This is a genomic window from Streptomyces sp. GESEQ-35, from assembly GCF_017948485.1.
Taxonomy (GTDB): Bacteria; Actinomycetota; Actinomycetes; order Streptomycetales; family Streptomycetaceae; genus Streptomyces.
Window position 1 is genome coordinate 633,601 of record NZ_JAFFSX010000002.1, and the last position, 20,521, is coordinate 654,121.

The 20,521-nt window shown below is 71.1% G+C and carries 17 protein-coding genes and 1 pseudogene; 10 read left to right on the forward strand and 8 right to left on the reverse strand.

The annotated features are described in order from the left end of the window. Nucleotides 1–42 precede the first annotated feature (42 nt). Both KCH87_RS06310 and KCH87_RS06315 read left to right on the forward strand, forming a co-directional pair. A complete protein-coding gene (locus tag KCH87_RS06310) occupies nt 43–660 on the forward strand; it encodes a hypothetical protein (RefSeq protein WP_210584840.1) in 618 nt (205 codons plus the stop codon). Nucleotides 661–838: 178 nt separating this feature from the next. Continuing rightward, on the forward strand, nt 839–4,744 hold the full coding sequence (locus tag KCH87_RS06315; protein ID WP_210584841.1) for a glycoside hydrolase family 2 TIM barrel-domain containing protein: 3,906 nt from the start codon (nt 839–841) through the stop codon (nt 4,742–4,744). 147 nt (nt 4,745–4,891) lie between these two features. On the opposite strand, the gene KCH87_RS06320 is transcribed toward KCH87_RS06315, so the two are convergent. Continuing rightward, on the reverse strand, nt 4,892–5,827 hold the full coding sequence (locus KCH87_RS06320) for an endonuclease/exonuclease/phosphatase family protein (RefSeq protein ID WP_210584842.1): 936 nt from the start codon (nt 5,825–5,827) through the stop codon (nt 4,892–4,894). A 153-nt stretch (nt 5,828–5,980) separates the two neighbouring features. Between KCH87_RS06320 and KCH87_RS06325 the strand changes: the two are divergent. Both KCH87_RS06325 and KCH87_RS06330 read left to right on the forward strand, forming a co-directional pair. Further along, nucleotides 5,981–7,452 (forward strand): annotated as a pseudogene (locus KCH87_RS06325) (AlkA N-terminal domain-containing protein). A gap of 10 nt (nt 7,453–7,462) precedes the next feature. Further along, nucleotides 7,463–7,945, forward strand: coding sequence for a methylated-DNA--[protein]-cysteine S-methyltransferase (locus KCH87_RS06330; protein ID WP_210584843.1), 483 nt, complete (start codon nt 7,463–7,465; stop codon nt 7,943–7,945). 7 nt (nt 7,946–7,952) lie between these two features. Here the strand turns inward: KCH87_RS06330 and KCH87_RS06335 are convergent, their stop codons facing one another. The 4 genes from KCH87_RS06335 to KCH87_RS06350 form a co-directional block, all read right to left on the reverse strand. Next, the gene (locus tag KCH87_RS06335) at nt 7,953–8,681 is read right to left on the reverse strand and encodes a Sir2 family NAD-dependent protein deacetylase (protein WP_210584844.1); all 729 of its coding nucleotides are present in this window, start codon (nt 8,679–8,681) and stop codon (nt 7,953–7,955) included. A 97-nt stretch (nt 8,682–8,778) separates the two neighbouring features. Further along, entirely contained in the window at nt 8,779–9,321 is a 543-nt protein-coding gene (locus KCH87_RS06340) for a GNAT family N-acetyltransferase (protein ID WP_210584845.1), read from the reverse strand. Between the two features lie 128 nt (nt 9,322–9,449). After that, entirely contained in the window at nt 9,450–9,944 is a 495-nt protein-coding gene (locus tag KCH87_RS06345) for an NUDIX hydrolase (RefSeq protein ID WP_210584847.1), read from the reverse strand. A gap of 193 nt (nt 9,945–10,137) precedes the next feature. Then, nucleotides 10,138–11,208, reverse strand: a complete 1,071-nt coding sequence (locus tag KCH87_RS06350; RefSeq protein ID WP_210584848.1) for an ADP-ribosylglycohydrolase family protein — start codon at nt 11,206–11,208, stop codon at nt 10,138–10,140. A 182-nt stretch (nt 11,209–11,390) separates the two neighbouring features. Between KCH87_RS06350 and KCH87_RS06355 the strand changes: the two genes are divergently transcribed. Further along, complete coding sequence (locus KCH87_RS06355) at nt 11,391–12,542, forward strand: glycerate kinase (protein ID WP_210584849.1); 1,152 nt, start codon at nt 11,391–11,393, stop codon at nt 12,540–12,542. A gap of 97 nt (nt 12,543–12,639) precedes the next feature. Here the strand turns inward: KCH87_RS06355 and KCH87_RS06360 are convergent, their stop codons facing one another. Further along, entirely contained in the window at nt 12,640–13,869 is a 1,230-nt protein-coding gene (locus tag KCH87_RS06360) for a CdaR family transcriptional regulator (RefSeq protein ID WP_210584850.1), read from the reverse strand. 182 nt (nt 13,870–14,051) lie between these two features. Here KCH87_RS06360 and KCH87_RS06365 point away from each other — a divergent pair, with 182 nt between their 5' ends. The 5 genes from KCH87_RS06365 to KCH87_RS06385 are packed head-to-tail and all read left to right on the forward strand — an operon-like array spanning nt 14,052 to nt 18,903. Further along, a complete protein-coding gene (locus KCH87_RS06365) occupies nt 14,052–14,858 on the forward strand; it encodes an ABC transporter ATP-binding protein (RefSeq protein ID WP_210584851.1) in 807 nt (268 codons plus the stop codon). Between the two features lie 2 nt (nt 14,859–14,860). Continuing rightward, on the forward strand, nt 14,861–15,673 hold the full coding sequence (locus tag KCH87_RS06370) for an ABC transporter ATP-binding protein (RefSeq protein WP_374198963.1): 813 nt from the start codon (nt 14,861–14,863) through the stop codon (nt 15,671–15,673). Beyond that, nucleotides 15,670–16,560, forward strand: a complete 891-nt coding sequence (locus KCH87_RS06375) for a branched-chain amino acid ABC transporter permease (RefSeq protein WP_210584852.1) — start codon at nt 15,670–15,672, stop codon at nt 16,558–16,560. Before KCH87_RS06370 ends, KCH87_RS06375 begins: the two co-directional genes overlap by 4 nt. Then, the gene (locus KCH87_RS06380) at nt 16,553–17,644 is read left to right on the forward strand and encodes a branched-chain amino acid ABC transporter permease (protein ID WP_210584853.1); all 1,092 of its coding nucleotides are present in this window, start codon (nt 16,553–16,555) and stop codon (nt 17,642–17,644) included. The genes KCH87_RS06375 and KCH87_RS06380 overlap by 8 nt, the downstream gene beginning before the upstream one ends. Continuing rightward, nucleotides 17,641–18,903 carry an ABC transporter substrate-binding protein gene (locus KCH87_RS06385; RefSeq protein WP_210584855.1) on the forward strand — a complete coding sequence of 421 codons (1,263 nt, stop codon included), beginning with the start codon at nt 17,641–17,643 and terminating at the stop codon, nt 18,901–18,903. The genes KCH87_RS06380 and KCH87_RS06385 overlap by 4 nt, the downstream gene beginning before the upstream one ends. Before the next feature lie 58 nt (nt 18,904–18,961). Here the strand turns inward: KCH87_RS06385 and pssA are convergent, their stop codons facing one another. Continuing rightward, nucleotides 18,962–19,783: a CDP-diacylglycerol--serine O-phosphatidyltransferase gene (pssA, locus tag KCH87_RS06390; RefSeq protein ID WP_210585018.1), complete on the reverse strand. Its 822-nt coding sequence runs from the start codon at nt 19,781–19,783 to the stop codon at nt 18,962–18,964. A gap of 22 nt (nt 19,784–19,805) precedes the next feature. Further along, nucleotides 19,806–20,462 carry a phosphatidylserine decarboxylase gene (locus tag KCH87_RS06395; protein WP_210584856.1) on the reverse strand — a complete coding sequence of 219 codons (657 nt, stop codon included), beginning with the start codon at nt 20,460–20,462 and terminating at the stop codon, nt 19,806–19,808. Nucleotides 20,463–20,521: the final 59 nt, after the last annotated feature.

Consider the following 20,521-nt stretch of genomic DNA (forward strand, 5'->3'; position numbering starts at 1 on the left):
CCGATTTGCGGCCCCGGTGAGGCGAAGCCAGCATGTGGAGCCATGGGCCATCGATCCGTACAGCGGCGCCGCGTCGCGACCAGCCTCACCGCGCTGGTCGTCGCCGCGGCCTGCGCCGCCACGCTCGCCTCGTGCGGCGACGACAACGACGACGCCGGCAGCGGTACGACGGTCAGCGCACGTCCCTCGGCACCCGACACCGCCTCGTTCTCGGGCACCCTCCCCAGCGCCGTCGAGTCCCTGGCCGAGTCCGCCCGCGCCGCGGCGTCGGCCGTGGCCTCCTCCGCCTCCGCGCGTGCGTCGGAGTTCGAGGCGTCGGTCTCGGCGGAGGTCGAGCGCGCCAACCGGGCCGCCGAGGGGGAGCTGAAGGACGTAGAGGGGCGGGGCAACGCGACCTCTGACGTCTCCCTCACGGGAAAGCCGCGGTCCGAGACGGGCGGTCTGCTCGCCGTCGTCGTGAACATCCGCAACAGCACCGACGACTCCGCCTCCTACGCCGTCCAGGTCGACTTCCGCGACCCCGACGGCAAGGTCGTCGAAACCCGTTACGTAGGCGCCGAGGACCTGGAGGCGGGAGGCCGGGCGCAGCCGCTCGCCATCAGCCGCAAGCCCCCGGAGCCGGTGCTGACCGCGGAGATCGCCAAGGCGCAGCGGTACTGAAGGCGGCCCGGATCGTCAACTCCGGCGTCGCCGTGAGTGACTGATGGCCGATCAGGACCCAACAAAGTCCGACAGGATTGTTGCTTCTGGTGTGTTCGGAACCTAGTGATATGGAACAGGATCCGACGCACGCACCCACGGGGTGCAGCGCACTGTCGTTCTGAGGAAGGTCTCGGTCATGCCGCACCCGCACGCGCACCAGCACTCCTCGCACTCCTCGCCCGCCTCTCCCGCCGAACGGCCGGTCATCAGTCGCCGCCGTCTCCTCGAGTCCTCGGCCGCCGTCCTCGGCGCCCTCGCCCTGTCCACGCCGGCGCAGGCCTCGTCGAGACGCGCGGCGCCGACCGCCACGCCGGAGTGGAACGGCAACATCGCCCTCTTCCAGGTGGGCACCGAGCCCCCGCACACCACCCTCATGCCGTACGCGGACGTGAGACAGGCCCTGGCCGCCGACCGCACCCGCTCGCCGTACCGGCAGAGCCTCGACGGCACCTGGAAGTTCGCGTACGCCGACCGTCCCGACGACCGGGACCCCGACTTCTATCGCACGGACGTCGACGACAAGGACTGGGACACCCTCCCCGTCCCGGCCGTCTGGCAGCTGCACGGCTACGACTTCCCGATCTACGTCAACATCACCTACCCCTGGTGGGGTCCCAACGGCCTGGGGGAGGAGCCCCAGCCCCCGGCCGCCCCGACGCGCTACAACCCCGTCGGCCAGTACCGGCGTACCTTCACGGTCCCGGAGGACTGGTCGGGCCGGCGCACCTTCCTGCACTTCGAGGGCGTCAAGTCGGCCCACTATGTGTGGATCAACGGCGAACTGGTCGGCTACCACGAGGACTCCTACACCCCCGCCGAGTACGACATCACCGAGCGTCTCAAGCCCGGCACCAACCAGATCGCCGTGGAGGTGTACCGCTACTCCGACGGCGACTGGCTGGAGGACCAGGACATGATCCGGCTGAGCGGCATCTTCCGCTCGGTCTACCTGTACTCGACTCCGGCCGTGCACCTGCGCGACTTCAAGCTGGACACCCCGCTGAGCGACGACCACACGGCCGCCGAGCTGTCGGTGACGGCGAGCGTGCGGGCGTACGGCATCGTGGGGGAGGGGCGGTACACCGTCGAGACGCAGCTCTATGACGACCGGGGTCATGCCGTCTGGTCGCGGCCCCTGCAACAGGCCGTCGATGCCGGAGCGCCAGGCACGGACGTGACCGTACAGAGTCAAAAGGCCGTACCGGCACCGAGGTTGTGGTCGGCCGAGCATCCGAACCTGTACACCGCCGTCCTACGGCTGCGGGACCCTGGCGGAAAGGTGATCGAAACCCTCTCCCACCGGGTGGGCCTCCGCGAGTTCGCGCTCAAGGACGGGCTGATGCGCATCAACGGCAAGCCCGTCTCCTTCCGCGGCACCAACCGGCACGAGATGCACCCGGCCCGCGGCACCGCGCTCACCCGCGCGGACATGGTCCTGGACATCGGGGTCATCAAGCGGATGAACATGAACACCGTCCGGACCTCGCACTACCCGGACAACCCGCTCTGGCTCGAACTCGCCGACGAATACGGCCTGTACCTCGTTGACGAGGCCAACGTCGAGACCCACGCCATCCGCGGCGAGTACCCGGGCAACCACGCCGACTGGAGCGAGGCCTGCGTGGCCCGCGCGCAGAACATGGTCCACCGGGACAAGAACCACGCCTCGGTCGTCATCTGGTCGCTCGGCAACGAGGCGGGCGCGGGCAGCACGTTCGTGAACATGCACGACTGGATCCGCTCCTACGACCCGACTCGTGTCATCCAGTACGAGGGCGACGACAGCCCGGGCGTCAGCGACATCCGCTCCGAGATGTACGAGAGCCCCGCGCGCGTGGAGGCCCGCGCGAAGGACACCGCCGACACCCGGCCGTACGTCATGATCGAGTACTCGCACGCGATGGGGAACTCGAACGGCAACTTCAAGAAGTACTGGGACATCATCCGCCGTTACGACGTCCTCCAGGGCGGCTGGATCTGGGACTTCATGGACCAGTCCGTGAGCTGGCCCACCCCCACGCGCAAGGTGTTGACCGAGTCCGGGCCGGGACGGCTCAAGGGCGAAATCCTCGCCCCCAGCGGGACGTTCGACCGCGACAAGGGCGTGAACGGCGGAACCGTTTTCGCCCGCGACTCCGCCGTTGACCTCACCGGCTCGCTGACGCTGGAGGCGTGGATCACCCCGCACGTAACCGGTTACCACCAGCCGATCCTCGCCAAGGGCGACACTCAGTACGCGCTGAAACAGACGAACAAGAACATCGAGTTCTTCATCCACGGCGGCGGCCAGTGGATCACGGCCAGTTGGGCGGTACCGGCGGACTGGACCGGTAAGGAACACCACGTCGCAGGCGTTTTCGACGCCGACGCGGGCACGCTGACCCTCTACGTCGACGGCGAGGAGCGGGCCACCCGGACCACCACCCGCAAGCCCGGCAGCAACACCGCACCGCTCTCGCTCGCCACCGACGTCGACAACTGGACCCGGGAGTTCAGCGGCACGATCCGCCGGGCCCATGTCTACGCCCGCGCCCTCACGGCCGCCGAACTGGCCTCCGGCAGCCGTGGTCCCGGCGACGACGGCGTACGGTTCTGGTTCGACGCGGCCACGGTCGCCTTCACCGAGAAGCGGTCGCGGGAGAAGGCCTTCTTCGCGTACGGCGGCGACTGGGGCGACAACCCCAACGACGGGAACTTCGTCGCGGACGGTATCGTCACCGCCGACCGCGGCCACACCGGCAAGGCCGCCGAGGTCAAGCAGGCCTACCAGGCGATCAACGCCGTATCGAGCGGCGAAACAGGCGTGGTATCGCTTACCAACGAGTATCTGTTCACCAACCTCCGTGAATTCGACGGAAGTTGGTCCCTCCTCGCCGACGGCAAGGTCGTCCAGCGCGGAAAGCTGACCCGCGCACAGCTGGACGTACCGCCACAGTCGGAGAAGGAGATCACCGTGCCGGTACGGCTGCCGGCGGATCCGGCGCCGGGCGCGGAGTACTTCCTCCAGCTGTCCTTCACCACCAAGGAAGCCACGAAGTGGGCCAAGGCCGGCTTCGAGGTGGCGAAGCAGCAGCTCTCCGTCGACGCGGGCAGCCCCGCGGTGACAGCGGTGCCGCTGGAGCGGGTGCCCGTGCTGACCCACCAGGACGGCTCCGACTCGGTGAAGGTGACCGGCGAGGGCTTCTCGGTCACCGTCGACAAGGGCAGCGGCGTCATCACGTCGTACGAGGCCCAGGGCACCCCGCTCATCAGCTCCGGGCCCGTGCCGAACTTCTGGCGGGCGCCGACCGACAACGACAAGGGCAACGGCCAGCACACCCGCAACCAGACCTGGCGGGACGCGGGCGCGCGCCGCAAGGTCACGGACGTCGGCGTGCGCGAACTCCAGGGCAGAGCCGTCGAGATCAAGGTCGCCGGCACACTGCCGACCACGGTCGAGTCGACGTACACCACCACCTACACCGTTTTCGGAAACGGCGAGATCAAGGTCGACAACAGCCTGCACCCGGGCGCGTCGAGCCTGCCGTACATCCCGGAGGTCGGGACGCTGCTGTTCCTGCCGGGCGGCCTGGACCGCGTTCACTACTACGGCCGCGGCCCCGAGGAGAACCACTGGGACCGCAACGACGGCACCGACGTGGGCCTGTACTCCGGGACCGTCGACGGGCAGTGGACCCCGTACATCCGACCGCAGGAGAACGGCAACAAGACCGACGTGCGCTGGGTCGCCCTCACCGACCGACGCGGCAACGGACTCCTCGTCAGCGGCGAACCCCTCCTTGAGGTGAACGCCTCGCACCTCACCCCGGAGGACCTGTCGGTCGGGGCGCGCCACGACTACCAGCTCACCCCGCGCGAGGAGGTCGTCCTGCGCGTGAACCACCGGCAGATGGGCGTGGGCGGCGACAACAGCTGGGGCGCGCACACGCACGACGAGTACAAGCTGTTCGCCGACCGGGACTACTCGTACACCTACCGGCTGCGACCGCTCACCGACGTGGCCGAGGCGACGGCGGCCTCACGGCGTCCGACGGCGACCTAAGCGCTCCGCTGGGTGGGCGGCTCGTTCGGCTGCGGGCCGGTGGGGGCCGTCGATCGGCTGCGGGCCGGTGGGGGCTGGTCGCGCAGTTCCCCGCGCCCCTTTGGGGCGCGTACCGCATCGGACGTCACCAGGACCGCTTAGTAGCCGTCACAACCGGATGCGGGCGGCGACCGGCACATGGTCGCTGCCCGTGTCCGGCAGTGTCCAGATGCGGGTCACGGTGGCGTCCCGGGCCAGGATCTGGTCGATTCTGGCCAGCGGGAAGGACGCGGGCCAGCTGAAGGCCAGTCCCTCACGTGGGGCACTCAGGTGCGCGCGCACCGGGTCCAGCCCGCGGTCGTCGACCGTGCTGTTGAGGTCGCCGAGCAGGATCACGTCCGGCAGTCGTTCCGCGTCCAGTGCGCGTCCGAGCAGGGCCGCGCTCTCGTCGCGGCGAGCGGTGCCGAACCCGGGGCCCAGGCGGACGGAGGGGAGGTGCGCGACGTACACCGCGACAGCGCCCGACGGGGTCGCGGCGGTGGCCCGCAGACCGCGGTTCCAGTCCGTCCCGACGCCGGTCGGTCTGATGTCGACGGCCCGTACGCCGGTGAGCGGGTACCGGGACCACAGGCCGACCGTGCCCATGACGGCGTGGTGCGGGTAGTCGAGGGCGGCCGTGAACTCCCTTGCGTGGGACGGCGTCACCTCTTCGAGTGCTATCAGGTCGGCGTCGGCACCCAGCAGGGTGCGCGCGGTTCCGGCCGGGTCCGGGTTCGTGTCGCTGACGTTGTGCTGCACGGCCGTGAGGTCGTACGCCCCGTCCGACCGGGGGAGCAGCAGCCCGCCGAAGAGGGCCAGCCAGGCCGCCAGGGGTGGCAACACCGTGGTGAGCACGATGGGTGAGCGCCGCACCAGCGCCACGCCCGCCAGGACCGGGACGGCCAGTCCGAGCCAGGGCAGGAAGGTCTCCAGCAGACTGCCCAGTCTGCCGACCCGGTTGGGCACGACGGCGTGAAACGTCAGCACGCCGGCGACGAGGACGCTCGCCAGCCATGCGCTGCGGGGGCGGAACCAGGTGCTCACGGTGGGTCGCGTAGGACTCATAGGTCTCGTACGACGCGCAGCCCGACGATCTCGGTTCCCGAGCCCACTCCGGAGGCAGGTGATCCGCCCGGCCCCAGGGCACGCGAGGTTCATGTCGGATTCTCGCCAGCAAGGGGTCGGGCGGTCACCCATGCTGGACGTATGCAGAACGCGATGCACACCGACTGGGAGCGGTGCGTGCGCGCCGTCCAGTCCAAGGACGCGCGCTTCGACGGCTGGTTCTTCACGGCCGTCACCACCACCCGCATCTACTGCCGGCCCAGCTGCCCCGTCGTGCCGCCCAAGCCGGAGAACATGACCTTCTACTCGAGCGCGGCCGCCTGCCAGCAGGCCGGCTTCCAGCCTGCAAGCGCTGCCGCCCCGACACCAGCCCCGGCTCGCCGGAGTGGAACCAGCGCGCCGACCTCGTCGCCCGCGCGATGCGGCTGATCGCCGACGGCATCGTGGACCGCGAGGGCGTCCCCGGCCTCGCCGCCCGCCTCGGCTACAGCACCCGCCAGGTCGAGCGCCAGCTCCTCGCCGAACTGGGCGCGGGCCCCCTCGCCATCGCCCGCGCCCAACGCGCCCAAACGGCAAGGCTGTTGATCGAGACGACCCCGCTTCCGATGGCGGAGATCGCCTTCGCGGCAGGCTTCTCCTCCATCCGCACCTTCAACGACACCGTGCGCGAGGTCTTCGCCCTGTCCCCGAGCGAGCTGCGCGCCCGCGTGCCCGCGTCTCGCGGCGCCCAGGGCACGCCGGGCGTGCTGGCCCTGCGCCTCCCCTTCCGCGCCCCCCTCAACCCCGACAACCTCTTCGGCCACCTCGCGGCCACCGCCGTACCCGGGGTGGAGGAATGGCGGGACGGCGCGTACCGCCGGACGCTCAGGCTGCCGTACGGCCATGCAATCGTGTCCCTGACGCCCGAGCCGGACCATGTCGCCTGCCGCCTCACCCTCAGCGACCTGCGCGATCTGCCCGTCGCGATCAGCCGCTGCCGGCGCATGCTGGACCTGGACGCCGACCCGGTGGCGGTCGACGAGCAACTCCGCCTGGACCCGGTCCTCGCGCCCCTCGTCGACAAGGCCCCCGGCCGCCGCGTCCCGCGCACGGTGGACGAGGCCGAGTTCGCGATCCGCGCGGTCCTCGGCCAACAGGTCTCCACGGCGGCGGCCCGCACCCACGCGGCCCGCCTGGTCACCGCGCACGGCGAGCAGGTCGACGACGCGGAGGGCGGCCTGACCCACCTGTTCCCGTCACCGGAGGCGCTGGCGGCCCTGGACCCGGAGTCGCTGGCGATGCCGCGCACGCGCCGGGCGACCTTCACCACCTTGGTGAGCCAACTGGCGGACGGCACACTGCACTTGGGAGTGGAAAGCGACTGGGCGGAAACCCGTTCACGCCTGCTCTCCCTCCCGGGCTTCGGCCCCTGGACGGTCGACGTCATCGCGATGCGCGCCCTCGGCGACCCCGACGCGTTCCTCCCCACGGACCTCGGAATCCGCCGCGCGGCCCAGGAGTTGGGCCTGCCCTCCACCCCAGCGGCCCTCACGAGACGTGCGGCCGCGTGGGCGCCCTGGCGGGCGTACGCGGTCCAGTACCTGTGGGCGACGGACAGCCACCCGATCAACTTCCTTCCTGTATAAGGACCTTGTAGTGAAACAGCACACCGTCATCGACAGCCCCTACGGCCCGCTGACCCTCGTAGCCGACCACGGCACCCTCTGCGGCCTCTACATGACAGACCAGCGCCACCGCCCACCGGAGGAGTCCTTCGGCCCCCGAGACGGCACGCTCTTCGCCGACACCGAGGAACAACTCGACGCGTATTTCGCAGGCGAGCTGAAGGAGTTCACCCTCGAACTACGCCTGCACGGCACACCGTTCCAGCGCACCGTCTGGGACCAGCTCCGCAAGATCCCCTACGGCGAGACCCGCTCCTACGGCGACCTGGCCGACGCCCTCGGCAACCCCGGCGCCTCCCGCGCGGTAGGCCTCGCCAACGGCAAGAACCCCATCGGCATCATCGTCCCCTGCCACCGCGTCGTCGGCGCCGACGGCAGCCTCACGGGATACGGCGGCGGCCTGCAACGCAAGCAGCGGTTGCTGGACTTCGAGGGCGGGGCGGCGCTGTTCTGAGCACCGGCTATTCATCACCGAGGGTGCGCAGCAGCTCGGGCAGTGCGGTGCCGATGGGTTCCCGGATGACCTCGTCGGCACGGTCGTCGTAGGGCGTGGACTCGGCGTTGACGATGACGAGGCGTGCGCCGTGGTCGGCGGCGATGCCGGCGAGTCCGGCGGCGGGCTGCACCTGGAGGCTGGTGCCGACGGCGATGAACAGCTGGCTGGCCTTGCTGATGGCGAGGGCCTCGCCGAGGACGACGGGGTCCAGCCGTTCGCCGAACATGACGGTCGCCGACTTGAGGATGCCGCCGCACTCCAGGCACGGCGGGTCTGCTTCACCGGCCTCGACGCGGGCGATCGCGTCCTCCATCGGGCCCCGGGTATGGCACTTGGTGCACACGAACCTGCGCGCGCTGCCGTGCAGTTCCAGCACCTTGCGGGCGGGCATCCCGGCGAGCTGGTGCAGCCCGTCCACGTTCTGGGTGATGACCCGCACCGGGATCCCCGACTTCTCCAGCTCGGCGACGGCCCGGTGCGCCGCGTTGGGCTCGGCCTTGAGGGTCCGGTTCTTCCGCCGCATCTGCCATGACCGTCGCCGGATCTCGCGATCGCCCATGTAGTACTCGTACGTCACGAGCTTCTCGGCCTCCGGGTCCCGGCGCCACAGGCCGTTGGGGCCGCGATAGTCCGGGATCCCGGAGTCGGTGGAGATACCTGCGCCACTGAGGATCGCTACGAGAGGCCTGTCCATGGGCCGAGGGTAGGACGCCTGCCAACCTGGAGCGAACGGGTATTGGGGCGGCCGTCCTGTCGGCTCCGCGGCCCGCCCATGACCGCCCGGCGGCGGCCTAGCCCTTGGAGTCCGGCTTCCAGTCCTGGACGAGGAGCCCGAGGAGTACCTCGTCGAGGAACTCGCCCATCACCCAGGCCGCGGAGCGCAGTACGCCCTCGCGGACGAAGCCGTTGCGCTCGGCGGAGCGCAGCATCGCGGCGTTGTCCGACAGCGTCTCGATCTGTAGCCGCTGAAGGCCGCGTACGACGAAGCCGTAGTGGCACTGCACCGCGACCACGTCGGTGCCGTAGCCCTTGCCGCGGGCGGACGGCAGCAGCCCAAGACCGATGTGCGCGGACCGGTTGTGATTGTCGATGTTCCACAGCGTGGTGGTGCCGACCAGCGTGCCGCCGTCCAGCTCCACCACCGAGAACGGAATGTGCCTCTGCTCCGTGTCGTCCACCAGGAGCTGCGAGTCCTTCGAGCCCGGCGTGATCGGCCGCCACGGCCGGGCGTCCGAACGCGAGTAGTTGACCACGTCGTCGTACAGCTCGGCCTGCAAGATCGGGATGTCGTCCTCGTGCCGGGCCCTGAGCCCGACCTTAGTGCCCCTCAGCATGCAAGCTTCCTATCCGACCGGGCCGGCCGGCGGCAAGCCAATTAGAGGTCGCCTCGACGTTGGCGGTCCTGGCGAGAGCGCAGTTACCGCGGGATGTCGAGGACTGGGCGCTCGGCCCACTGGTGGCGTCAGCCCACCCGGTCGCCGTTCTCCAGCTCCGCCGTGCCCGAGCCGTCCGTCAGGACGTCCAGGGCGGCCAGGACGCGGCGGCCCAATGAACCCGGTAGGTAGTCGGTGAGTTCCTCGCGGGGGACGAGGCGCCAGGACAGGAGTTCCTCCTCCTGGAGTCGGATCGACTTGATGGCGTCCTCGTCGAGGACGCCGCCGTCGTAGAGATAGGACACCAGCGGCGGGCGGGCCGTGCCGTGTACCCAGTCCACCGCGAGCAGACGGCCGAGTTCGATGTCGAGGCCGATCTCCTCGGCCGTCTCGCGGCGCGCGCCCTGCCGTGGGGTCTCGCCGTCGTCGGACTCGATCGTGCCGCCCGGAAGCGCCCAGCCCTCACGGTAGTTGGGCTCGACCAGCAGCACCCGGCCCTCGGCGTCGCGGAAGAGGGCGGCGGCCCCGGCGAGGACGCGGGGCAGGCCCGCGATGTACGTGGCGAAGTCTGGAGTGGTCACCAAGGAAGGGTAACCAGCTGCCCGAGCCGCGCCGCGGATTCGCTGCCGACTCGGGGAGCGCGGGCCGGTGCGAACAGGGATCTGCGCGGGGTGGTCTCCCACAGTCTCCCGCAGTCTCCCGTAGTTCATCGGGACAACTCCGGACCGACCGGGGCGAGTTGAACGATCGAATCGATCAATTCGAGCGCCCTGCTCCTCACTCGCTGTCGGCCAGCCGCACCGTCCGCTCCGCCAGTTCACTGATCCGCACCCCGTCGAAGCCGAACACCGCACTGCGGACGGTGTCCTCCAACGGGTCCTTCCACTGGTCCGGGATCGCGTCCGCCCCGGTCAGCACCCCGGCCACCGAGCCCGCGGTCGCGCCGTTGGAGTCGGTGTCCAGGCCGCCGCGGACGGTGAGGGTGATGGTGCGGGTGAAGTCGCCGTCGCCGTACAGGAGCCCGGCCGTGAGCACGGCGGCGTTCGGGACGGTGTGGATCCAGCCCAGCCCCGCGGTCTCCTCGGACACGGTCGTGAGCGTGTCCTCCCAGGTCATCCGGGTGTCGTGCAGCGAGACGACCCGGCGCACGGTGCGCGCCAGCCGGCAGCTGCCGGGGATCATGGCCAGCGCCTCGTCCACGGCGTGCCGCACCGTGGACGCCGTGAACGCCGCCGAGATCAGCGCGGCCGCCCACATCGCGCCGTACACGCCGTTGCCGGTATGGGACAGCACCGCGTCCCGGCGGGCGAGGGCGGAGGCCCGGCGGGGGACACCGGGGCAGGTCCAGCCGTAGATGTCGGCACGGATGAGGGCGCCGATCCACTCCTGGTACGGGTTGTCGTAGGTCGCGGTCAGCGGCGGCTTGAGTCCGTTGGCGAGGTTCCGGTACGCCGCCCGCTCGGCGGTGAAGGTCTGGAGGTACGGCAGTCGCAGCAGCCACAGGTCGCCGACCTGCTCGGTGCTGAAGCCGAAGCCGTGGGTCTCCAGGAGGTCGAGGCCGAGGATCGCGTAGTCGACGTCGTCGTCCCGGCAGCTGCCGTGGATGCGGCCGCGGACGCACTGGCGCCATTCGGGCCGAAGCTCGAAGCCGTCGTTCTCGTCCACGGGCGCGGGCAGATAGTCGGTGAGGGGCAGGGCGGCGGCCTGCCGCAGATATCGGTCGATACGGTCCCGCGTCCACAGGTCGCCCTGCTCGACCGGCTTGCCCAGCATGTTGCCCGCGATCCGGCCCAGCCAGCCCCCGAGGATGCGGTCCGCGAGCTCTTGCTCAGTGCCCACAGGGGTCATAGCACCGGTCTACCCAATTCCGTGGTCGGCCGCGCGGGGTTTCGGGCCACTCGCACAGCGGGTTCCCAGCGGCGTCCCAGGCTCCGGTCGGCGAATGACGGCGGGGGGTTCCTCCGGTTAAGGTCACAGCGGCGCGACTGGTCTTGACATGTGCGAGGCCCGTAGAGCAAGGGGATGCAAAGGTGGCGAACGCTGTAGGCAAAAGGACCCAGAGGGTCCTCATCGCCGCGGACAAATTCAAGGGGTCGCTGACGGCCGTGCAGGTCGCCGAGCGGGTGACGGCCGGGCTGCGCCGGGTTGCGCCGAGCGTCGAGGTCGAGGCACTGCCGGTCGCCGACGGCGGCGACGGGACGGTGGACGCGGCGGTCGCCGCCGGGTTCGAGCGGCGTGAGGTACGGGTCGCGGGCCCCCTCGGAAACGAGGTGACGGCCGCGTTCGCGTTGCGCGATGACACCGCGGTCGTGGAGATGGCGGAGGCCAGCGGGCTACAGCGGTTGCCGGCGGGCGTCTTCGCACCGCTGACGGCATCGACGTACGGCTCCGGCGAACTACTGAGGGCCGCGCTGGACGCGGGCGCCCGGACGATCGTGTTCGGTGTCGGCGGCAGCGCGACCACCGACGGCGGCGCCGGGATGCTGTCCGCGCTCGGCGCGCGCTTCCTGGACGCGGACGGGGAGCCCGTGTCTCCGGGCGGCGGCGGACTGGCCGACCTGGCGTCGGCCGACCTCTCGGACCTGGACCCGCGCCTTGCCCAGGTCGAGCTGGTGCTCGCCAGCGACGTCGACAATCCGCTGACCGGCCCGAAGGGCGCACCGGCCGTGTACGGCCCGCAGAAGGGCGCCGCCCCGGACGACGTGGAGGCGCTGGACGAGGCCCTCGCGAACTATGCCAAGACCCTGGAGTCGGCGATCGGCCCGAAGGCGGCCGAGTACGCCGCGTCGCCCGGCGCGGGCGCGGCCGGCGGCATCGGCTACGGCGCGCTGATCGTCGGCGCCCGCTTCCGCCCCGGCATCGAGGTCATGCTCGACGTCCTCGGCTTCGCCGCCGCCCTGGACCGCGCCGACCTGGTGATCACCGGCGAGGGCTCCCTCGACGAGCAGACCCTGCACGGCAAGGCCCCGGCCGGCGTCGCCGCGGCGGCACGGGCCGAGGGCAAGGAGGTCGTCGCCGTGTGCGGCCGTCTCGCCCTCCAGCCGGAGGCCCTGGGCCGGGCCGGGATCCGCCGCGCGTACCCGCTGACGGACGCCGAGCCGGACGTGGCGAAGTGCATCGCCGATGCCGGGCCGATCCTGGAACGGGTCGCGGAGAGCATCGCCCGGGACTTCCTGAGCTAGGCGCTCCGCTGGGAGGTGCCGCGAGGTGTTGTTGGTCGGCTGCGGCGCCGTTGTGGCTGGTCGCGCAGTTCCCCGCGCCCCTTACGGGGCGATTTGCTCAGGCCAGTCGGTCCGCAGCCGGCGTAGCCGACAGTCGGTACGCGTCCAGCGCCAGCGTCAGTTCGATCAGGTCCCGGGGGCGGGCCAGTGATCTGGACGTCAGCTGTTCCAGCCGCCGCAGCCGGTTGAAGACCGTGTTGCGGTGGCAGTACAGCCGGCCGGCGGCACGGCCCGCCGACCCCTCGCAGGCCAGCCACACGTCCAGCGTCTCGAGCAGCACCGCGCGGTCGGGCGGCTCCAGACCGATGAGCGCGCCGAAGACGTCCGAGACCAGCCGGCCCGCGAGCTCCGGCTGGCTCACCACCAGGGCGGTGGGCATGCGCTGGTCGAGGCGTACGACCTCGTGCGCGTCCGGCGCACAGGTGCGCAGCGCCAGCTCGGCGAGCCGTCGCGCCCGGCCCAGCTCGGCCAGACCCGGTACGACGGGACTGATACCGCCCGGCCCCGAGCAACGCCCGCTCAGCAGCCGGGCCACCGCGTCCAGGCCCTGGCCGGGGCCCAGCAGCACCACGCCCACCTCGCGGTCCGCCCGCATCCGCCAGACGAACCGGTACCCGGCGGCCGGCAGCGGCCGGTGGAAGGCTTCCCGCGCGTCCCGGCGCTCGGTCCGCAGCACCACCACGGCGTACGCGCCCCGCTCCGGCAGATCGAGCCCCGCCGCGGCCCTGGCGGCGAGGCCCGGCGTCTCCTGACCCGCGGGTTCTTCCAGGAGCGCGTCCAGCAGCGCGTGCAGCTGTTCGTCGGTTCGACGGCGCAGTTCCATCTCGGTCGCCCGGTAGGCCTCCGACGCCACGGCCGCCTGGGCGTCGATCGCCGCCCACACGAGCGTCGCCGAGCGCACCAGCACCCCGACCCGCTCGGGCTCCTGACCCCCGGCGCCCTCCAGCAAGGCGTCCCACACCAGATAGCCGGCGCTCCGGTACGCGTGCACCAGCAGCTCCAGCGGCATCCCCTGCTGGGCGCGGCGCTGACCCGCCTCCTCCGCGTATTCCAGGTCACGGCGCGGTGCGTCGCGGGGCGCGGAGATGGTCTCGATGCCGATACGCATCGCCTCCTCCGCCTCCCGCCACTGCTGGTCGTACGGCAGGACCTGGTCGTAGACGGGGGAGTGCTCCGCGAGCTGCCGCAGGTGCTCGTCGACCAGCTCCGGCAGCCGCTCCAGGAGCGCAGTGCAGGACTCGGCGAGCACTTTCCAGTCATGACCGGTACGCCTTCTGCGCGCTCCCATGGCCGGAGGATGCCACCGCCGGCCCGGCTTGGGCAGGCCCCTGACACGCAGTCTTGTGCGCGTGCACAACGGGCGGTCGTATCCGCTGGTCACCGGCAGCGATTCGGCCGCGACCCGTGGACGGACGTCCCACCCGGTGCTGGGGTGAGCGCCACACAGGGCGGAGGAAGGGGGGCGGTGCCATGGGGGGCTCCGATCTGGTCGTACAGGACCTGTCGGTGGGGTACGGCCCGGTGCGCGCACTGCGCCGGGTGTCGCTGGAGGTGCCGGAAGCGGCCGTGGTGACGGTCCTGGGCGGGAACGGCGCCGGCAAGTCGACGCTGTTGCGGGCGGTCAGCCGTACCCTCTCGTTCCACGGCGGGGCGACGACCGGCGGCACCGTGACGCTCGGCGGACGCCGTATCGACGGGATCGGCCCCGACCGGGTGGTGGCCGCCGGGGTGTCCCAAGTGCCGGAGGGGCGGCGGGTGTTCGCCCGGATGACCGTCGCGGACAATCTGCGGGCCGGGGCGCTCGGCGCCGCCGGCGGCCGGGCGGACCGGGCCGTCGCCCTGCGCCGCGTCCACGAGCTGTTCCCCGTCCTCGCCGAGCGGGCCCAGCAGCGGGCCGGGCTGCTGTCGGGCGGTGAGCAGCAGATGCTCGCCGTCGCCCGAGCCCTGATGGCCGTACCGAAGGTGCTGCTGCTCGACGAGCCGTCGCTGGGCCTGGCCCCGCTGATGGCCGCGCGGATCGCCGACACCGTGCGGGAGATCAACGAACAGGGCACCTCCGTCCTGCTGGTCGAGCAGAACGCGGCGCTCGCCCTGCGCCTCGCCACCCATGCCCACGTCCTGGAGGTCGGCGAGGTCACGCTCTCCGGCCCGACCGCCGAACTGGCCGCCTCCGACGAGGTACGCCGCCGCTATCTGGGCGTGGTCGACGAGGACGCGGCCGCCGACGCGGCGAGCGCCACGCGATCCCACCCGGCGCTGCCCAGATGGGAGGGGTGAACATGGAGGCCCCACACGGTGACATGGAGGCCCCGCACGGTGACACGGAGACCCTGCACGTCGACCACCTCACCGTCCGCTTCGCGGGCCTCCTCGCCCTGGACGACGTCACCTTCACCGTGCGGCCCGGCACCGTCCACGCCCTGATCGGCCCCAACGGGGCGGGCAAGTCGACCTGCTTCAACGTCCTGTCCGGGGTCGTCCGGGCCGCTTCGGGCAGCGTCCGCTTCGGCGGCCACGAGCTGACCGGCATGCCCGCGCACCGTATCGCCGAGCTCGGCGTCGCCCGCATCTTCCAGAACCTCGCCCTGCCGCCGCACACCACCGTCGAGGACAGCCTGCTGCTGGGCAGACACCGGCTGACCAGGACCGGGTTCGTCGCCGCCGGGCTGCGGCTGCCGTCGGCGGGGCGCGAGGAGCGGCGGCACCGTGAACGCGTCCGGGAGATCGCCGCGTTCGTGGGACTCGAGGACCACCTCGGCCGGCCCGCGGGCTCCCTGCCGTACGGGCAGCAGAAGCTCGCGGAGCTGGCCCGTGCGCTGTGCATGGAACCCCGGCTGCTGCTCCTCGACGAACCGGTGGCCGGGATGACGGCCGAGGAGCGGCGCGGGGTCGCGGCCGTCATCGCCGGGGTCCGCGACAGCCTCGGCATCTCCATCGTCCTGGTGGAGCACGACATGGGAGTGGTGATGAGGCTCGCCGACACGGTGACCGTGCTCGACTTCGGGCGGCTGATCGCGGACGGCGCACCGGCCGACGTACAGAACGACCCGGCGGTCGTCCGTGCCTACCTCGGCGAGGAGGCCGCGTCGTGAGCACCTTCGCCGAACTCCTCCTCAACGGCGTCTCGCTCGGTTCCGTCTACGCCCTCATCGCCCTCGGCTTCGTGGTGATCTTCCGGGCCACGGAGGTCGTCAACTTCGCGCACGCCTCACTGCTGCTGGCCGGCGGATACGTCACCGCGATCCTCCACGACGACATCGGGTTCTGGCCCGCTCTGCTGGCCGGCATCGCGGGCGCCGCGCTGGTCGGAGCGGCCGTCGAGTTCCTGGTGATGCGGCGCTACCGGGGCAGCGACCAGAGCGTGCTGGCCATCGTGACCATCGGCGTCGACATCCTGCTCACCACCGAACTCACCCGGCGCATCGGCACGGACGTCCTGACGCTGGGCGACCCGTGGGGTGACGCCGTCCTCACCGTCGGGCCGATCTCGATCGCCCACACCCGGATCGCCGCCTTCGTCGCCGCCGCCCTGCTCATCACGGCGTTCCTGCTCGCCTTCCGCTACACGACCTGGGGCGTGGCGATGCGCGCGGCCGCCGAGAGCCCGGAGACCGCCGCCCTCATGGGAGTCAGGCTCGGCCGTGTCTCGCTCGGGGCGTGGGCCGTCGCGGGCGGACTCGCGGCAGTGGCCGCCCTCTTCCTCACCGTCTTCCCGACCCCCGGCCTGGAACGGGCCACCTCCCTCGCCGCCCTCAAGGCCTTCCCGGCGGCGATCCTCGGCGGCCTCGACTCGACGACGGGCGCCCTGGTCGGCGGACTGCTCATCGGCGTGACGGAATCCCTCGCCACCGGCTACCAGAGCGACCTGACCTTCCTGGGCCGGGGCCTCGGCGACCTCGCGCCCTATCTGGTCATGCTCGCGATCCTGCTCATCCGGCCCGCCGGGCTGTTCGGCACGAAGGAGCTGGCCCGTGTCTGAAGCGCTCGCGGGCGGCACCCGGCCGATGTGGTTCACCCGTACACGTACCTACGCCTGGGCCGGGGGCACCGTCCTGCTGCTCGCCCTGCCCTTCTACCTGGACCGCTTCTGGCTCCAGGCCGGCCTGTTCGCCATGGCCGCCGCGATCGGCGCCATCGGCATCAACCTCCTCACCGGCGCCACCGGCCAGCTCTCCATGGGCCACGCCTTCTTCCTGGCCGTCGGCGCCTACGGCTACTGCGTGTTCGCCGGTGACGGGCGGGACGGCCTCACCGGGCTCGGCCTGCCGACCTGGCTCGCCGCCGTGCTCGCCACGCTGGTCGCCGGGGCCGCGGGCGGACTCTTCAGCCCCATCGCGGGCCGGCTGCGCGGCGCCTACCTCGGCATCGCGACCCTCGCACTGATCTTCATCGGCCAGCATGTGCTGTTCAACGCCCGCGACCTCACCGGCGGCTTCAACGGCCGCGACGTCCCCGCCCTCAACCTCTTCGGCCTCACCTTCGACGACCGCGAACTCCTCGTCGCCAACGTGCCGTTCGGCTCCGCCGAGAAGCTCTGGTACGCCGGACTCGTCGTCCTGCTCGGCTGCGCACTGTTCGCCCGCGGAGTGCTGCGCGGCAGGCCGGGCCGGGCCATGAACGCGATCCGCGACCACCGCATCGCGGCCGGGGTGATCGGCGTGCCCGTCGCCCGCTACCGGGCCGCCGTCTTCGTCCTGTCCTCGATGTACGCGGGCCTCGCCGGAGTGCTGCTGGCGCTTGTCTTCCAGCGGACGGTGCCCGACTACTTCGGGATCACGCTCTCGCTGGAGTACCTCGCCATGATCGTCATCGGCGGGCTCGGCTCGGTCCGGGGAGCGGTGCTCGGGGCGGCGTTCGTCTCCCTGCTGCCGCAGTTGCTGACCCGCTACAGCGACGCGCTGCCGCTGGTCTCCGACCCGGGCACGGGCGGGATCGCACCGGGTGAGGCGTCCCGGTACCTGTACGGCGCCGCCGTGGTGGCGGTGGTGCTCTTTCTGCCGGGCGGCCTGGTCAGGGTGGCCGCCCGGTATCGCGTCGCACGCAATCCAGGGGAGGAACGATGACCACGACGTATGCGGCCAGGGCCGCCGCGGGCGCGCTCGCCGCGCTGCTCGTGCTGGCCGGCTGTAGCTCCAAGGCCAAGGACGACGGCGACGGCGAGGGCGCCGCGGGCGGTGTGAAGACCGGCGAGGGAGTCTCCGGCAAGACGATCACGCTCGGCGCGCTGACCGACATGACCGGCGTCTACGCGACGCTCGGCAAGAGCGTCACCCAGGCCCAGCAGCTGTACGTGAAGCAGCTGAACGCCAAGGGCGGCGTCTGCGGCTACAAGGTGTCCCTCTCCGTCCGCGACCATGGCTACGACCCGCAGAAGGCGGTGTCCGGATACACGGAGCTGGCGCCGAAGGTGCTGGGCTTCGCCCAGTTCATCGGCTCGCCGTTCGTCGCCGCGGTCAAGCAGCGCGTGGACGGCCAGGACAAGGGCCTGGTGCTGCCGCAGGCGTGGGCGCACTCGCTGCTCGGCAGCCCGTACATCCGCGTCATCGGAGCGACGTACGACATCGAGACCATCAACGCCATCGACTTCCTGATGCAGGAGAAAGGGATCAAGAAGGGCGACAAGATCGGGCATGTCTACTTCGAGGGCGACTACGGGGAGAGCGCCCTGACCGGTGCGAAGCACATGGCGAAGGAGTCCGGGCTGACGGTCGTCGAGCAGAAGATCAAGCCGACGGACAACGACATGACCGCACAGGTCGCCGCCCTGAAGAAGGCGGGTGTCAAGGCGATCGTGATCAGCGCGGGACCGCGCCAGGCGGCCTCGCTCGTCGGCGTCGCGGCGGCGGGCGGCTTCGGCGTCCCGGTCATCGGCAACAACTCGGCCTTCGCCCCGCAGCTGCTGGCCACCGAGGCGGGCCCGGCCCTGGCGAAGAACTACTGGGTGGCCTCCCCGTCGCTGCCCATCGGGGCCGACACCCCGGAGGCGAAGCAACTCGTCGCGGACTACGAAGCGGCGTATCCGAAGGACGCCCTGGACAACGGCGTGGTGGCCGGCTGGACGGCGGTCTCCGTTTTCGGCGAGGCCCTGAAGAAGGCCTGCGCGAGCAAGGACCTCACGCGCGAGGGCGTGGACAAGGCGCTGCTGACGCTGGACGCCTTCGACGTCGGCTTCGGCATCGCACAGAACTTCACCGACCCGAAGGCCGCGTCGTCCCGGCAGAGCGTGATCCTTCAGCCGGACAAGTCGGTCACGGGAGGCATGAAGGTCGTACGGGAGGCTGAGGCGTCGTCGGTCGCCGAGGCCTACACGCCGGGCGCCTGAACGAGCGCTACGCAGAGGGCCCGAACCATGTGGTTCGGGCCCTCCGTGTTGTCTGCTGTTACGGCAGCTGCGCCGCCCGCGCCTCACGACGGTTGCCGCGGAAGTTGTTCACCCGGCGGGCCGTGGCGAACAGGGGAATCACCGCGCCCATGACGAGCTGTAGGGCACAGCCGGTCTGGAGGAGGAGCTGGCCGCTGGGGGCGTCGAAGGCCCAGGCGGCCAGGAGGCCCATCGAGACGACGATCCAGGCCAGCATCGCCACCGCGAGGCGACCACGCGGCTTGGGGTACTCGACCCGGCTGACCATCAGCCACGCGGTGCCGAGGATCGCCAGGAGGGTCGCCACGAAGGGCAGCTCCAGCAGCACGATCGAGACCACCGTCAGCGCCCCGAAGGGACTCGGCATGCCCTGGAACATGCCGTTCGGCGGTGTCACGCAGGAGAAGCGCGCAAGCCTGAGCACCACCGCCAGCAGGACCACGATCGCGCCGACCGCCGCCACTCTCTGGTGCGCGTCGTCCGCGACCATGCCGTAGACGAGGACGAAGTACGCCGGAGCCAGACCGAAGCTGATCAGGTCCGACAGGTTGTCCAGTTCGGCACCCATGGGGGAGGAGCGGAACTTGCGGGCCACCAGCCCGTCGAACAGGTCGAAGACCGCCGCGCACAGCATCAGGATGACCGCCGTGGCCGCGCTGTGGCGGGCCATGCCGGTTTCCTGGCTGCCGGTGAGGTGCGGGATCAGGATGCCGGTGGTGGTGAAGTACACCGCCATGAAGCCGCAGGTGGCGTTACCGAGGGTGAGGGTGTCGGCTATGGACAGGCGGAGAGAAAGAGGCATTTCCTCCTCTTCGTCCACCACCTCGTCCGCATCGGGCACCCAGCCCGTCTGTGTCTCAGGATCAATCACGGTCAATGCGAGTCACCCCAGCCACGGTCTTCTGCCCGACCTCGACCGCGACCTCCACGCCCTCGGGCAGGTAGATGTCGACACGCGAACCGAAACGGATCAGACCGATCCGGTCACCCTGCTCGACCTTCGTGCCCTGGGGCACGTACGGGACGATGCGACGGGCGACCGCGCCGGCGATCTGGATCATCTCGATGTCACCGAGTTCGGTATCGAAATGCCAGACTACGCGCTCGTTGTTCTCGCTCTCCTTGTTGAACGCCGGAACGAACCCGCCGGGGATGTGCTCGACCGACGCCACGGTACCGGCGAGCGGAGCGCGGTTGACGTGGACGTTGAGCGGGCTCATGAAGATCGCGACGCGGGTGCGTCCGTCCTTCCACGGCATGATGCTCTGCACCACACCGTCGGCCGGCGAGATGACGCGGCCCGTGGCGATCTCGCGCTCGGGGTCGCGGAAGAACCACAGCATGCCCGCCGCGAGCGCGGTGGCGGGTACGGCCACGGCCCTGGCGGCACCGGAGCGGCGCGCGCGGGCCAGGCTGAGGGCTGCGGTGGCGACGGTCGGGAGAAGCCACGGCGATGCTCCGCGCGCGAGGCGTACGCCTGCCAGGCTGTCGCGTGGTGCAGAGGTTTGGCTGTGGGGCATGGATGACCTTCGTAGCGGATGATGCCGCGCTGCGTGAGGGGGACGGCGGCTTTCACGCG

Coding starts and splice junctions, on each gene's coding strand:
- KCH87_RS06340 (WP_210584845.1), bottom strand. CDS start 9,321: ATGCTGAGGGGCACTAAGGTCGGGCTCAGGGCCCGGCACGAGGACGAC.
- KCH87_RS06395 (WP_210584856.1), bottom strand. CDS start 20,462: ATGCCCCACAGCCAAACCTCTGCACCACGCGACAGCCTGGCAGGCGTA.
- KCH87_RS06335 (WP_210584844.1), bottom strand. CDS start 8,681: ATGGACAGGCCTCTCGTAGCGATCCTCAGTGGCGCAGGTATCTCCACC.
- KCH87_RS06315 (WP_210584841.1), top strand. CDS start 839: ATGCCGCACCCGCACGCGCACCAGCACTCCTCGCACTCCTCGCCCGCC.
- KCH87_RS06320 (WP_210584842.1), bottom strand. CDS start 5,827: ATGAGTCCTACGCGACCCACCGTGAGCACCTGGTTCCGCCCCCGCAGC.
- KCH87_RS06365 (WP_210584851.1), top strand. CDS start 14,052: ATGGGGGGCTCCGATCTGGTCGTACAGGACCTGTCGGTGGGGTACGGC.
- KCH87_RS06370 (WP_374198963.1), top strand. CDS start 14,861: ATGGAGGCCCCACACGGTGACATGGAGGCCCCGCACGGTGACACGGAG.
- KCH87_RS06310 (WP_210584840.1), top strand. CDS start 43: ATGGGCCATCGATCCGTACAGCGGCGCCGCGTCGCGACCAGCCTCACC.
- KCH87_RS06385 (WP_210584855.1), top strand. CDS start 17,641: ATGACCACGACGTATGCGGCCAGGGCCGCCGCGGGCGCGCTCGCCGCG.
- KCH87_RS06360 (WP_210584850.1), bottom strand. CDS start 13,869: ATGGGAGCGCGCAGAAGGCGTACCGGTCATGACTGGAAAGTGCTCGCC.
- KCH87_RS06350 (WP_210584848.1), bottom strand. CDS start 11,208: ATGACCCCTGTGGGCACTGAGCAAGAGCTCGCGGACCGCATCCTCGGG.